This is a genomic window from Alkalimonas cellulosilytica (assembly GCF_036325985.1).
In the GTDB taxonomy this organism is placed as follows: domain Bacteria; phylum Pseudomonadota; class Gammaproteobacteria; order Enterobacterales; family Alteromonadaceae; genus Alkalimonas; species Alkalimonas cellulosilytica.
Map to the genome: position 1 here is coordinate 59,762 of NZ_JAUHLI010000014.1, position 12,730 is coordinate 72,491.

Sequence of the window (12,730 nt, forward strand, 5' to 3'; positions counted from 1 at the left end):
ATTTATCTGGCAACTGTATAAAAACACACCTGTTGTAAATAAACTACAAGTTGTCTACACTAAGCCACAGCTTAAAAAGTTAAGCTAACTTGCTCACAACAATAAAAAATTAAGCGCTGAGGTAATTTTTATGAGTAAAGCGTCCAGTCGTGGTTTTGGCTTTACCGCAATTGTCATTGTTGTATGCCTGATGGCACTATCAGCATTTTTGACAAAAGCTGAAGCCTGCTGCTTCCTTTGTTGAAGCCAGGAATGGATGGTTAAGGATGATCGAAAAAACCCCGAATTTCGGGGTTTTCCTTTTTAATCAAGTCATTAAATTCGTTTGCTGTGGCGTTCTCTGTTGTCACGCTTTTGCTGTTGGTTCTTTTGTAGCAGCACATAACTGGCGGCGTAGCCGCCATGATGGCGCTGTGCGGTGTGGCAAGCCAATACTTCCGGGATCTGACTGAGCCATTTGGCGCAATAACTTTTTAAAATGGCGGGGTGCGGTTTACTCTGACGTCCCATGCCATGATGGATCAGTAAGGTGCGAATACCGCGTTGATGACAATCCTGAATAAAATCGAACAGTTGTTTGCGTGCGACCTGAAGATTTTTACCCAGTAAGTTCAAGGTCGCATCCAGCTGGTACTTGCCAAGACGCAGGTTACGGTAGACACCTTCTTGTACCCCATCTTTTTTGTAGGCAATCAGATCGTCTGGCTTGATCAGATCCACGTACTCCATGCTCAGGTAGTTGGGATCAAACTCCATCTCTTGTTCGGCAGCCTCGCGCCTGGCCAGTTGCGCCAATGACGGCTGGAACTCTCCAGTTTCCGGTACGATTTCATCATGCTGCAAAGGCCGGACACCGGCCATTTCTTTCAGGAAGTCATCCAACTCATCTGTTGACACTGCTCAGCCCGATTATTCAGTTTCCGATGCATGGATTATACGCGGTTCAGCAGCTGACGTCATGCTACAGTCACCGCATCGGTGCCGGCCCTTGTTGTAGCGACAGGGGCAGGCTCGGCTGCTGCTGTGGTCTCAACATCGGGCTCAGCTGCCAGCAGTTGGTTGGTTTTATGGCGCTGCCAGGCAAATAAGCCTAAGTAATAGGCATTGATCAGCAGTACCAGCAGGTTGGAGATCACGCCCTGAGGGATAGCAATAAAAAGGTAATACACAAACATTAATGCACAGCCTATTAGCGTGGCCAGCCGAAGCCAGAACACATCTTTGATAAAGAAGGCACCAATACAGATGGCCAGACCAATCCAGCTAATTACATCGTACACCATGGCTTCCATTAGTCCCTCCTTAAAAGGCTTTGCGAATGCGCGCATTATCTGAGCAATTGAGTCTTTACTCAACTGAGTAATTTTGCTTGATTTCAATTAGTAAAACTAATGACTTGATGCTCAGTTGAGGGAATGTCAGGTTGTCGCTGCTGTTTGTTTTTGATACAATCTTGCGCAGGAATGGATACAAGACACAGGCGTTGCGCCTGGTTGAAACAAGGAAGAGTAGTACATGACCACATCGACACTGCGTGTCTTGATTGTAGATGACGTGGCTGCAGTGCGCAGTTATCTGAAACAAATTCTGTTAAGCTTAGGCGTTCCGGACATCCTGGAAGCTGCCGATGGTGCTGAGGCGGCCTCACTCTATCATCGGCTGCAACCGCAGCTGGTATTTTTGGATATCCAGCTACCGGATATGAATGGCAAAGAGTTGTTGCGCCAGTTTAAAGCCATCAACAGCGCCAGTCAGATTGTGATGGTATCGGCATTTTCCAGCGTAGAAAACTTACGGGATAGCATTGCGGCTGGCGCCAATGCTTTTGTGGTAAAGCCGTTTTCGGTGAAACGCATCAGCCATTTGGTACAGCCTTACCTCAATTAATTTTACATTTATCGCATTTTAAATGCATAATCTGCTGCTTTTTGTAAAGTGGCAGGCGAATTACTTGTGAATTTTCTGTCGACAGGTGATAATAAGCCGTCTAGACATTTAAGTGCAAAAGAATATGAACCTACAAGAAATGCGAAAAAACTCCGCGAAAGCTGCGAAGTTACTAAAAGCTATCTCCAATGAGCGTCGCTTGCTCATCTTATGTTACTTGCTTGAAGGCGAAATGTCGGTGGGTGAGATGAACGATCGATTAGAGTTAAGCCAGTCTGCTTTATCACAGCATTTGGCGTTGCTTCGTCGGAATCAACTGGTCAAAACCCGCAAAGAAGCCCAAACCGTGTTTTATCGCATTGAAAGTGATGAAGTGAAAGCGGTGATGAAGGTGATGCACGATCTTTATTGTGCCTGATAGTCAGAGCGTTTACGCAATAACGAAACCGGCATAGCCGGTTTACAGATACAAAAAAACCGGCTGTAGAGCCGGTTTCTTGTGTCTGGCGCAATTAAGCAGCAGACAAACCCTTGATATGGGCATTCAGGCGCGACTTGTGGCGAGCTGCTTTGTTCTTATGGATCAGACCTTTGTCTGCCATACGATCCAAAACTGGCACCATTTTCTTAAACGCATCCTGAGCAGCAGTGGCATCACTTACCAGTACAGCCGCATAGGTTTTTTTGATAAAAGTACGCATCATTGAACGCTGGCTGGCATTATGCTTACGGCGTTTTTCAGACTGAATTGCGCGCTTCTTAGCAGACTTGATGTTAGCCAAGGTAACACTCCTAAAACTAGATAAACCGGACTCTTTAAAGGCCGCATAATATGCCTACTTTACCATCGCTTGTCAAATGGTTTCTCAGGGCTTGTGCTGGCTTGTTACACCTTTATTCAAACCAGTTGCTGAATTTAGTACTGGTATTTGTAGGCAGCTACGGGTGAAAATAGCCAGTAGCGAATTTGAACCACTGAAACAGAGGATGGCCGGTGGCTGAAAGGTTATTAAAATCAGGCATTATTGTCAGCAGCATGACGCTGATTTCCCGGGTACTTGGCTTGCTGCGCGATGTGGTGATTGCTGCTTTTGTCGGGGCCGGTGCTGCCGCCGATGCCTTTTTCTTTGCCAATCGTATTCCTAACTTTTTACGCCGCTTGTTTGCCGAAGGCGCTTTTGCCCAGGCGTTTGTGCCGGTATTAAGTGAGGTAAAGGCGCAGCATGGCGATGATGCGGTGCGTGAGCTGGTGGCTAAAGTGGCTGGTACTCTGGGGGTGATTGTGCTGCTGGTCACGTTATTTGGTGTACTGGCATCGCCTTTGGTCGCCATGCTGTTTGGCATGGGCTGGTTTATTGAGTGGCTGCAGGGCGGCCCGGATGCCGAGCGCTTTGAACTTGCCAGCCTGATGCTGAAAATCACCTTTCCCTATCTGTTCTTTGTTAGTCTGGTGGCGCTGTCTGGTGCGGTACTGAATACCTACAACAAATTCGCGGTGGCGGCTTTTACCCCGGTGTTTTTAAATATCGCCATCATCATTGCAGCGGTTTACACCGCAGACTGGTTCAGTGAGCCAGCGCTGGCGCTGGCCTGGGGGGTATTTTTCGGCGGGTTGGTTCAACTGCTGTTTCAATTGCCGTTTCTGGCCAGGGCAGGGGTGTTGGTGCGGCCTCGCTGGGGCTGGCGCGATCCGGGCGTGGTGAAAATCCGTACCCTGATGCTGCCTGCGATCTTCGGTGTTTCGGTGAGCCAAATCAATCTGCTGCTGGATACTGTGATCGCTTCCTTTTTGCTAACGGGCGCGGTCAGCTGGTTGTATTATTCGGATCGCTTGCTGGAGTTTCCGCTTGGTCTGTTCGGTATTGCCATTGCTACGGTGATTTTGCCCACTTTGTCCCGCATGCACGCCAATGCCAGCATGGATGAATTTCGCGCCACCCTGGACTGGGCACTGCGCTTTATTGCCTTATTTGGTTTGCCGGCGATGGCGGCGTTGATGGTGCTGGGCAAACCTATTATCGCGGTGTTGTTTATGCGTGGAGAATTCACGGCGTTGGATGTGGATAAAGTATCGTACAGTTTGTTTGCCTATGCCTGCGGTTTGTTCAGCTTTATGCTGATTAAAATCCTGGCGCCTGCTTATTATGCCCGCCAGGATATGAAAACACCGGTGCGTATTGGCATCATTGCCATGGTTGCCAACATGGGACTGAACCTGCTGCTGGCACCCTTTCTGAGTTATGTTGGCCTGGCACTGGCCACGGCCTTATCAGCCAGCCTGAATGCGTTCTTGCTCTATCGCGGCCTGAAAGCCAGCGGTGTCTATCAGATTTCCGTGTACAGTCTGTGGTTTGTGGCCCGAGTGCTGGCAGCAAGCTTCGCCATGGCGGCATTTTTATGGTGGTGGCTGCCGGAAATGAGCTATTGGTATCAGCAAAGTGTGGGCTGGCAACTGCAGCAATTGCTGTTTATCTGCCTGCTGGGCGGTGCCAGCTACTTTGCGATCCTGGCTTTGTTCGGAGGCCGGCCAGCTCATATCCGCCGGCAGCGTCATTCAGGATGAAAAGCCATGCATTAGCAGGTATAATCGCCTGCTTGTTGCACTGGGGTGTGCGTAACAGCGGTTAAGGCAGGCATGGAGTTTATTCGCGGTTTACACAACATTAAAGCGGAACATCGTGGCTGCGTGCTGACCATTGGCAATTTTGATGGGGTGCACCTGGGGCATCAAGCGGTGTTGGCACAATTGATACAGGTTGCGAAGCAGCGTCAATTGCCTGCGTGCGTCATGGTGTTTGAGCCACAGCCCTTGGAGCTGTTTGCACCCGACAAAGCACCCGCCAGATTAAGCCGGTTGCGGGAAAAATACCTTGGCCTGGCCAGGCTGGGGATTGACCGCTTACTCTGTGTTAATTTTAACCGGCGTTTTGCTGATCTTGCACCCGATTACTTTGTCGAGCAGTTGCTGCTGCAACAGTTGGGGGTGCAGCATCTGATCGTGGGTGATGACTTTTGCTTTGGCAAGAATCGAGCCGGTAACTTTGCGTTGTTGCAACAGGAAGCTGAGCGTTTTAATTTTGGCCTCACGCCAACCGCCAGTTTAAAGCAGCAGATGCAGCGTATCAGTAGCACCGCTATACGGCAGGCGTTGGCAGCAGATGATTTGGCGTTGGCCGAAGCGATGCTGGGGCGGCCATTTTCACTGAACGGCAAGGTACGTCATGGCCGGCAACTCGGGCGGCAGTTGGGGTTCCCTACCGCCAATGTCTGGTTGTACCGCAAAAAGCTGCCGGTGCATGGCGTCTATGCGATTGAAGCGATCACCGATTTTGGGCGATATCAGGGTGTGGCCAATATTGGCTCGCGGCCAACAGTGTCGGGTAAAACTGAACAGCTTGAAGCCCATTTGTTTGACTTCAAAGGTAATTTATACGGTAGCCAAATTGAGGTTTTGTTACGGCAGAAACTGCGTAACGAGCAGAGCTTTGCCAGTGTCGAAGCCCTGCAGCAACAAATTCAGCGGGACGCCGAAGCGGCCCGCACTTATTTTCAGTCGTCAGCCTCAGAGCAGGTTGAAGCCAATCAATAACGATGACGGACGAATAACGGATGAGTGACTACAAGCATACCCTGAACCTGCCGGAAACTGAGTTTGCTATGCGCGGTAATCTGGCGCAGCGAGAGCCAGCCATGCTGGCCGAGTGGCAACAAGACGGGCTTTACCAGCAAATCCGTGCCGCTAAAAAGGGCAAGCCGCAGTTTATTTTACATGATGGCCCGCCCTATGCTAATGGCAGCATTCATATTGGCCATGCGGTCAACAAAATCCTGAAAGACATGATCATCAAGGCCAAAACCTTGTCCGACTTTGACGCGCCCTATATTCCCGGCTGGGACTGTCATGGCCTGCCGATTGAATTGGTGGTGGAAAAGAAATACGGCAAACCAGGCGTGAAATTAAGCGATGCCGAGTTCCGGCAAAAATGCCGTGAGTATGCGGCGTCGCAAATCGAAGCACAGAAAGTCGATTTTGTCCGCTTGGGGGTATTAGGTGACTGGGATAACCCCTACCGCACCATGGATTATGACTTCGAAGCCAATATCATTCGCTCGCTCAGTAAAATCATCGGTAATGGCCATTTGCAGCAAGGCTTTAAACCGGTGCACTGGTGCACCGATTGTGGCTCGGCATTGGCTGAAGCGGAGGTCGAGTATCAGGACAAAACCTCCCCGGCGATTGATGTGCGCTTTAAGCTGGTCGATGAGGCGGTGGTAGATCGCTTTGATCACCCCGAGGAGCACCGTGGTCAGGGGCCGGTTTCTGTGGTGATCTGGACCACCACACCCTGGACCATTCCGGCCAACCGGGCTGTTGCGGTGCATGCGGATTTGGATTACAGCCTGATCCAGGTGGAGCAGGGTGAACATGGACCGGAGCGCTTAATCGTTGCGACCGATCTGGTGACGGATGTAATGGCCCGTGCTGGCATTGAGCATTACCATGCGCTTGGTTTTTGCAAAGGCAAGCAGCTGGAGCTGGTGGCGCTAAAACACCCACTGTATGACTTTGAAGTGCCGGTGATTCTGGGGGAGCACGTCACGACCGACTCAGGCACCGGTTGCGTGCATACCGCTCCAGGTCACGGCCAGGAAGATTTCGTAGTCGGCCAGCAATATGGTTTGGAAGTGGCCAACCCTGTCGGTGCCAATGGTGTCTATTTACCGGATACGCCGCTCTTTGCCGGTCAGCATGTCTTTAAAGCCAACGAATCGGTGGTCGAAGCGCTCAAAGAGCGTCAGGCCTTATTGGTACACAAAGCCTATCAGCACAGTTACCCGCACTGCTGGCGTCATAAAACACCGATTATTTTCCGTGCCACCCCGCAGTGGTTTATCAGCATGGAGCAGCAAGGGCTGCGGGCAACCTCGTTGCAGCAAATTGCCAATACCCGTTGGGTACCCGACTGGGGCCAAAGCCGGATTGAGAAAATGGTCGCCGGGCGGCCAGACTGGTGTATTTCCCGCCAGCGTACCTGGGGCGTGCCGATTGCGCTTTTTGTCGATAAAGACACTGGGGCCTTGCATCCGGATACCCCAGCACTGATGGAGCAGGTGGCGCAAAAAGTTGAGCAGCAGGGCATTCAGGCCTGGTTCGATTTAGAGCCGCAAGAGCTGTTAAGCGCCGAAGATGCCAGCCGCTATGTTAAAGTTAAAGATACGCTGGATGTCTGGTTCGACTCGGGCGTGACCCATGCTTGTGTGGTCGATGCCAGAGCCGAGTTTCATGGGGCTACCCAGGCTGATTTGTATCTGGAAGGTTCCGATCAGCATCGTGGCTGGTTTATGTCGTCCTTGATGACCGGCGTTGGTATTAAAAACCATGCGCCCTACAAGCAGGTACTGACACATGGTTTTACTGTGGATGGTCAGGGCCGGAAAATGTCCAAGTCACTTGGCAATGTGGTGTCACCACAGCAGGTGATGAACAAGCTGGGGGCAGATATTCTGCGCTTGTGGGTCGCCACCGCCGATTACACCTCGGAAATGACGGTGTCGGATGAAATCTTAAACCGGGCCGCCGATAAGTACCGCCGGATCCGTAATACCGCACGTTTCTTACTGGCCAACCTGAATGGGTTTGATCCTGCTACCGATCAGTTGCCGTTCAATGAACTGGTTGAGCTGGACCTTTGGATGGTGAACCGGGCAGCGCAACTGCAGACGGAAATCATTGAGGCTTACGACAATTACCAGTTCCATCAGGTCAGCCAGAAGCTGATGAACTTCTGTACCATTGAGCTGGGCAGTTTTTATCTGGATGTCATCAAAGATCGGCAGTACACCGCCAAAGCGGATAGCCAGGCCAGACGCTCCTGTCAAACAGCGATGTACCATATGGTGCAAGCACTGGTGCGCTGGATGGCGCCTATTATGAGCTTCACGGCACAGGAAATCTGGCAGCAATTGCCGGGCCAGCCACAGCCTTATGTGTTTATGGATGTCTGGTACTCAGGCTTGGCACAAGTTCCGGCAGGTCGTTTTGATGATGATTTCTGGCAGCAACTGTTGTTGGTGCGGGATGAAGTGAACCGGGTGCTGGAAAAGGCCCGTAAGCAGGAGCTGATCGGCGCCTCGTTGCAAGCAGAAGTGACCTTGTACGCACCTGCTGACTTAGCCGTACAGTTGCAGCAACTGCAGGATGAGCTGCGTTTTGTCTTGATCACCAGTACGGCAACCGTCAGCAGCGAAGCGGCACCAGCCGAGGCTGAAGCCACAGAGATCGCTGGTTTGAAAGTATTGGTGCAAGCGAGCAGTGCGGTCAAATGCGAGCGTTGCTGGCATTATCGGCATGATGTCGGCGCGGATTCTGCCCACCCCACCATCTGTTTGCGTTGTGTTGATAACGTCAGCGGAGCCGGTGAGCAGAGGGAGTTTGCCTGATGCGGTTGTTTCAGCAAACCGGCTGGGCTTTCTGGTGGCTGGCACTCTTGGTGCTGGTGTTGGATCAAGTGACCAAGCAGTGGGTGCACCACAGCATGGCGTTGTACGACTCCATTCAGCTGTTGCCATTTTTTAACCTGACCTATGTGCGCAACCCCGGCGCTGCTTTCTCGTTCTTAAGCGATGCCGGCGGCTGGCAGCGTTGGTTTTTCACCGTGGTTGCCGTGGTGATTATTACCGTGCTGAGTGTCTGGCTCAGCCGGTTAACTGCCAAACCCAGTAAACTGACCATTGGTCTGAATCTGATCATTGGTGGCGCTATCGGCAACTTGATTGACCGCTTGTGGCATGGTTATGTGATCGACTTTTTTCATCTGTACTATCAGAACTGGCACTACCCGGCGTTTAACATTGCAGACTCGGCCATTGTTCTAGGCGCTGGGTTATTAATTTGGGACAGTTTCAGCCATCAGGAGCAGAGCCATGACCACGCCAAACCCCGTTAAGCAGCCAGTCAATGCCGACAGTACGGTGATTTTTCATGTGGATATCAAACTGTCCGATGGCAGCGCTGCGGAAAGTACCCGGGTGCATAACAAACCGGCCCGCATCCGTATCGGTGATGGCAGTGTTTCGCCTGCGTTTGAAGCCCAGTTGCTGGGCAAACATGCCGGTGATACGCTGACCTTCACACTGGCACCGGAAGATGCCTATGGCCAACCGAACCCGGATAATATTTATTACCTGGATCGCAGCAAGTTTAGCAGCGACAGCCCGGCCGAAGTGGGTATGATTATTGGCTTTACCATGCCGGATGGCTCCGAGTTGCCGGGGTTAATCCGCGAAGTGGCCGGGCAGTCGGTGACGGTCGATTTTAACCATCCGCTGGCAGGGCAAACTCTGACCTTTCAGCTGGAAGTTCTGGAGGTGCAGTAATGGATATTTTACTGGCCAACCCGCGTGGTTTTTGTGCCGGGGTCGACCGTGCCATCAGCATCGTCGAACGGGCACTGGAATTGTACGAGCATCCGATTTATGTGCGTCACGAAGTCGTGCACAACAAGTTTGTGGTCGATGGCTTGCGCCGGCGCGGTGCTGTTTTTGTTGATGAGTTGCATGAAGTGCCGGATGGCCAGATTGTGATCTTCAGTGCCCATGGTGTGTCGCAGGCCGTGCGTCAACAAGCCAAAGATCGTGGGCTGAAAGTCTTTGATGCCACTTGTCCGCTGGTGACCAAAGTGCATATGGAAGTCACCCGGGCCAGCCGCAAAGGCATCGAATGCGTTCTGATTGGTCATGCCGGCCACCCGGAAGTAGAAGGCACCATGGGCCAGTACGACAATCCGCAAGGTGGCATCTATCTGGTCGAGTCGGTGGAGGATGTACAAAAGCTTCAGGTAAAAAATCCACAGCAGCTGTGCTTTAGTAGCCAGACCACGCTATCGGTGGATGATACTGCCGATGTGATTGAAGCATTGCGTCAGCGTTTTCCGGATATCGAAGGGCCGCGCAAAGACGACATCTGCTATGCCACTCAGAACCGACAGGATGCGGTGCGTGAACTGGCGGGTAAAGCTGAGTTGTTACTGGTGGTCGGTGCTAAAAACAGCAGTAACTCCAATCGTTTACGTGAGCTGGCTGAGAAAATGGGGGCCAAGGCCTTCCTGATTGATACCGCCGATGATATCCAGCAAAGTTGGCTGGATGGCATGGAGCGGGTGGCTGTAACTGCCGGAGCTTCTGCCCCTGAGGTACTGGTGCAGCAAGTAGTCGCCAAACTGCAAAGCTGGGGTGGTCGCACCGTGGCAGAGCATCCAGGCCGTGAGGAAAATATTGTCTTTGCCATTCCGGCAGAGTTGCGTTAATAAACTCGCTGCACAAATCGATTCGCTGCACAACAAAGCTGGTGTTAACGCATTGACAGCGCTATAGTTTGTTGTAAACCATCAAGCTGCTGTGTGGCAATGAATCCAAGTCCATCTGTATCCAGTCCGATGCTATTACCGGCGTTCTGCCAGAATCGAGGGATTCTGGCAGTGGTTGTGCTGGCACAGGCTGTCGCCATTGTATTGGCTTTTGCTCCAGGCACTGTGGGGGATCCCTGGTTGCGCCTGGGTGTCATCAGCCTGTTTGTGCAATGGGTCGGCTTGCTGAGCATGGCGCTGATTTGCCGCTTGCGTCCATGGTTGGCTCAATTCAGGGCACTGTGGCAGGGGATCTGCGTCTTAGCCATTCTGTTGGCTTTTACCTTGTTGGTTAGTTTTCTGGCATTCTGGTTTTTGACTGGGAAAGGCTGGCAACCCTATACAACCGTGCTGTATTTTATGCTGACCAACGCCTTGATCGCTTTTATTGTTGGTCTTCTGGCCATTCAGTTTAGTGTGATGCATGCCGAGCGTAGTATGCGGATTGCAGCCCAGTCGCGGGCCGAGCTTGATGCTTTGCAGGCGCGGATCCGGCCACACTTTTTGTTTAACAGCCTGAATACCACCGCTGAATTGATCCACCAGGATCCCAAGGCTGCGGAGCAAGCCTTGCTGGATTTATCGGCTTTATTCCGGGCCGCGATGCAGGCCGGTGGGCAAACGACACTGGTACATGAATTGGCTTTAACACGTCAATATTTATCGCTGGAGCAGTGGCGGCTGGGTCATCGTTTGCAGGTGCAGTGGTGTCTGGGTGATGACGTACCAGAGCTGATGATGCCGGTGCTGACATTACAACCTTTGCTGGAAAATGCAATTTACCATGGCATTGAACCAAACAGTAAGGGCGGTGAGATCTGTATTGAGCTGGTGCCAGGCAATCAGTCGATCACGGTATTGATTACCAATACGCTGTCACAGCAAAATCGTTCCAACAAAGGCAATGGCATTGCGCTGGATAATATTCGCCAGCGTTTGGCTTTGTTGTATCAGGATCAGGCGAAGCTGCATTGCAGCAAAACAGAGACGCATTTCCGGGTCAAGTTAGTGCTGCCAAAAAATCAGCCTGAGAGGATCACATGAAAGTTCTGCTGGTGGATGATGAACCGCTGGCGCGGGCTCGCTTAAAACGTTTGCTGCTTGCGCACCCTGACTTCGAGCTGGTCGGCGAGGCGAAGGATGGGGCAGAGGCATTGCAGCTGGCGGCAAACTACCAACCGGATCTGGTGCTACTGGACATAGAAATGCCAAACCTTACCGGCCTTGAGGTTGCGAAGGCCTTGTCACAGCAGCCAGTACCACCGGCTCTGGTGTTCGTTACTGCACACCCGCAGCATGCTCTGGATGCCTTGCAAGTCGCTGCGGCCGGCTATCTGGTCAAGCCGGTAGAGGCTGCAGCATTGGCCGAGGTCCTCAAGCGTATTGGTAAACCAACCCGGGCCCAGCTGGAAGCGCAAAAAGAACCTGTGATTAGCTATCAACTGGCGGGCTGCTTGCGTCAGGTGGCTTTGTCGTCCGTACTCTATCTGCAGGCAGAGGATAAATACGTCCGGCTGATCTTCGGGCAAGGGGAAGCGCTGCTGGAGCAAAGTCTGCGGCAACTGGAACAACGCTATCCTCAACTGCTCCGCATACACCGCAAAGTTCTGATCAATCGCCAGCATTTTGTGGCTTTGCACCAAAGTACCCAGGGCTATCAGGTTGAGTTGGCCGGCTGCAAGCAGCGCCTGAATGTTAGCCGTCGTGAAGCCGCACGCCTTAAGCAACTACTGCAACACAGTGCCTTGTAACAACCAAATCTGCACCGCTTATCGGTAGGTCACGCCGCTTATCTGTTAATACTGGTAATTTGGCCGTGACTTATTAAGCTATTAGCATCCGTTATTTTAGAAATTAAACTGCCTATGCACGCTGTTAAATCTGGCAAAGAAACTGGGTTTACCCTGATTGAGTTGATGGTGACTGTGGCTGTAATGGCCATTGTACTCACGGTTGCTGTACCAGCTTTTACCAATGTAATTAATAGCAATCGCTTGACCAGCCAAGCCAATGAACTCCTTAGCACCCTTAGCTTTGCGCGCAGTGAAGCGATACGGCGTAATGCGGATGTTATTTTTTGTCACAGTCAGGATGGTAGCAGTTGTAGCGCTCCGGCAGGAGGAAACTGGCAAGGTTGGATTGTGTTTGCCAATGCCGATCCATCGACCATTCTGGCGACAGGGCGCTTGCACAATCAGTTGCGAGTTTTGTCCAGTTCCAACCTGAGTAATGCTGCTTTTAGCTTGCGCTACAACGCTCAGGGCTTTATTCGACAGGCCGGCAATACGAACTTGCTTAGCGGTACTATTCGGATGTGTCATCCATCCGGTACTCCGGAACAAAATGTCCGTGATGTTCGATTTATTTCTGGTGGCCGAGCCACTGTATCCTCTGCCAGTAGTGCAGCCTGTGCCACTCCGGACAACTGAAGGATCTAT

Annotated in this window: 14 protein-coding genes; 11 read left to right on the forward strand and 3 right to left on the reverse strand. The window is 51.7% G+C overall.

The genetic code is table 11. The features are described 5' to 3' along the window. Positions 1 to 315 precede the first annotated feature (315 nt). Complete coding sequence (gene smrA / locus QWY20_RS14140) at positions 316 to 897, reverse strand: DNA endonuclease SmrA (RefSeq protein ID WP_330129656.1); 582 nt, start codon at positions 895 to 897, stop codon at positions 316 to 318. A 59-nt stretch (positions 898 to 956) separates the two neighbouring features. Then, positions 957 to 1,292 carry a hypothetical protein gene (locus QWY20_RS14145; protein WP_330129657.1) on the reverse strand — a complete coding sequence of 112 codons (336 nt, stop codon included), beginning with the start codon at positions 1,290 to 1,292 and terminating at the stop codon, positions 957 to 959. Between the two features lie 223 nt (positions 1,293 to 1,515). Here QWY20_RS14145 and QWY20_RS14150 point away from each other — a divergent pair, with 223 nt between their 5' ends. Then, on the forward strand, positions 1,516 to 1,887 hold the full coding sequence (locus QWY20_RS14150) for a response regulator (RefSeq protein ID WP_330129658.1): 372 nt from the start codon (positions 1,516 to 1,518) through the stop codon (positions 1,885 to 1,887). 124 nt (positions 1,888 to 2,011) lie between these two features. Continuing rightward, on the forward strand, positions 2,012 to 2,305 hold the full coding sequence (locus QWY20_RS14155; protein WP_330129659.1) for an ArsR/SmtB family transcription factor: 294 nt from the start codon (positions 2,012 to 2,014) through the stop codon (positions 2,303 to 2,305). Positions 2,306 to 2,399: 94 nt separating this feature from the next. Here QWY20_RS14155 and rpsT read toward each other — a convergent pair whose 3' ends face one another. Next, positions 2,400 to 2,669, reverse strand: a complete 270-nt coding sequence (gene rpsT / locus QWY20_RS14160; RefSeq protein WP_091344958.1) for a 30S ribosomal protein S20 — start codon at positions 2,667 to 2,669, stop codon at positions 2,400 to 2,402. A gap of 212 nt (positions 2,670 to 2,881) precedes the next feature. Between rpsT and murJ the strand changes: the two genes are divergently transcribed. The 9 genes from murJ to QWY20_RS14205 all read left to right on the forward strand — a co-directional run bounded on the left by murJ (position 2,882) and on the right by QWY20_RS14205 (position 12,721). Next, positions 2,882 to 4,450: a murein biosynthesis integral membrane protein MurJ gene (gene murJ / locus QWY20_RS14165; protein ID WP_330129660.1), complete on the forward strand. Its 1,569-nt coding sequence runs from the start codon at positions 2,882 to 2,884 to the stop codon at positions 4,448 to 4,450. A gap of 72 nt (positions 4,451 to 4,522) precedes the next feature. Further along, positions 4,523 to 5,476, forward strand: a complete 954-nt coding sequence (gene ribF, locus QWY20_RS14170; protein WP_330129661.1) for a bifunctional riboflavin kinase/FAD synthetase — start codon at positions 4,523 to 4,525, stop codon at positions 5,474 to 5,476. Positions 5,477 to 5,496: 20 nt separating this feature from the next. Further along, on the forward strand, positions 5,497 to 8,328 hold the full coding sequence (gene ileS / locus QWY20_RS14175) for an isoleucine--tRNA ligase (RefSeq protein WP_330129662.1): 2,832 nt from the start codon (positions 5,497 to 5,499) through the stop codon (positions 8,326 to 8,328). Next, the gene (gene lspA, locus QWY20_RS14180) at positions 8,328 to 8,834 is read left to right on the forward strand and encodes a signal peptidase II (protein WP_407935434.1); all 507 of its coding nucleotides are present in this window, start codon (positions 8,328 to 8,330) and stop codon (positions 8,832 to 8,834) included. Before ileS ends, lspA begins: the two co-directional genes overlap by 1 nt. Continuing rightward, positions 8,812 to 9,264, forward strand: a complete 453-nt coding sequence (gene fkpB, locus QWY20_RS14185) for an FKBP-type peptidyl-prolyl cis-trans isomerase (protein ID WP_330129663.1) — start codon at positions 8,812 to 8,814, stop codon at positions 9,262 to 9,264. The genes lspA and fkpB overlap by 23 nt, the downstream gene beginning before the upstream one ends. Next, on the forward strand, positions 9,264 to 10,193 hold the full coding sequence (gene ispH / locus QWY20_RS14190; protein ID WP_330129664.1) for a 4-hydroxy-3-methylbut-2-enyl diphosphate reductase: 930 nt from the start codon (positions 9,264 to 9,266) through the stop codon (positions 10,191 to 10,193). Before fkpB ends, ispH begins: the two co-directional genes overlap by 1 nt. A 99-nt stretch (positions 10,194 to 10,292) precedes the next feature. Next, positions 10,293 to 11,336: a sensor histidine kinase gene (locus QWY20_RS14195; protein ID WP_330129665.1), complete on the forward strand. Its 1,044-nt coding sequence runs from the start codon at positions 10,293 to 10,295 to the stop codon at positions 11,334 to 11,336. Then, positions 11,333 to 12,043: a LytR/AlgR family response regulator transcription factor gene (locus QWY20_RS14200; RefSeq protein ID WP_330129666.1), complete on the forward strand. Its 711-nt coding sequence runs from the start codon at positions 11,333 to 11,335 to the stop codon at positions 12,041 to 12,043. The genes QWY20_RS14195 and QWY20_RS14200 overlap by 4 nt, the downstream gene beginning before the upstream one ends. Before the next feature lie 114 nt (positions 12,044 to 12,157). Next, the gene (locus QWY20_RS14205; protein WP_330129667.1) at positions 12,158 to 12,721 is read left to right on the forward strand and encodes a GspH/FimT family pseudopilin; all 564 of its coding nucleotides are present in this window, start codon (positions 12,158 to 12,160) and stop codon (positions 12,719 to 12,721) included. The last annotated feature ends 9 nt before the right edge of the window (positions 12,722 to 12,730 follow it).

Bases quoted from the DNA above. Each gene is read 5' to 3' on its own strand.
- QWY20_RS14145 (WP_330129657.1), bottom strand. From the start codon at position 1,292: ATGGAAGCCATGGTGTACGATGTAATTAGCTGGATTGGTCTGGCCATC.
- QWY20_RS14150 (WP_330129658.1), top strand. From the start codon at position 1,516: ATGACCACATCGACACTGCGTGTCTTGATTGTAGATGACGTGGCTGCA.
- QWY20_RS14155 (WP_330129659.1), top strand. From the start codon at position 2,012: ATGAACCTACAAGAAATGCGAAAAAACTCCGCGAAAGCTGCGAAGTTA.
- ribF (WP_330129661.1), top strand. From the start codon at position 4,523: ATGGAGTTTATTCGCGGTTTACACAACATTAAAGCGGAACATCGTGGC.
- ileS (WP_330129662.1), top strand. From the start codon at position 5,497: ATGAGTGACTACAAGCATACCCTGAACCTGCCGGAAACTGAGTTTGCT.
- lspA (WP_407935434.1), top strand. From the start codon at position 8,328: ATGCGGTTGTTTCAGCAAACCGGCTGGGCTTTCTGGTGGCTGGCACTC.
- fkpB (WP_330129663.1), top strand. From the start codon at position 8,812: ATGACCACGCCAAACCCCGTTAAGCAGCCAGTCAATGCCGACAGTACG.
- ispH (WP_330129664.1), top strand. From the start codon at position 9,264: ATGGATATTTTACTGGCCAACCCGCGTGGTTTTTGTGCCGGGGTCGAC.
- QWY20_RS14195 (WP_330129665.1), top strand. From the start codon at position 10,293: ATGAATCCAAGTCCATCTGTATCCAGTCCGATGCTATTACCGGCGTTC.
- QWY20_RS14200 (WP_330129666.1), top strand. From the start codon at position 11,333: ATGAAAGTTCTGCTGGTGGATGATGAACCGCTGGCGCGGGCTCGCTTA.
- QWY20_RS14205 (WP_330129667.1), top strand. From the start codon at position 12,158: ATGCACGCTGTTAAATCTGGCAAAGAAACTGGGTTTACCCTGATTGAG.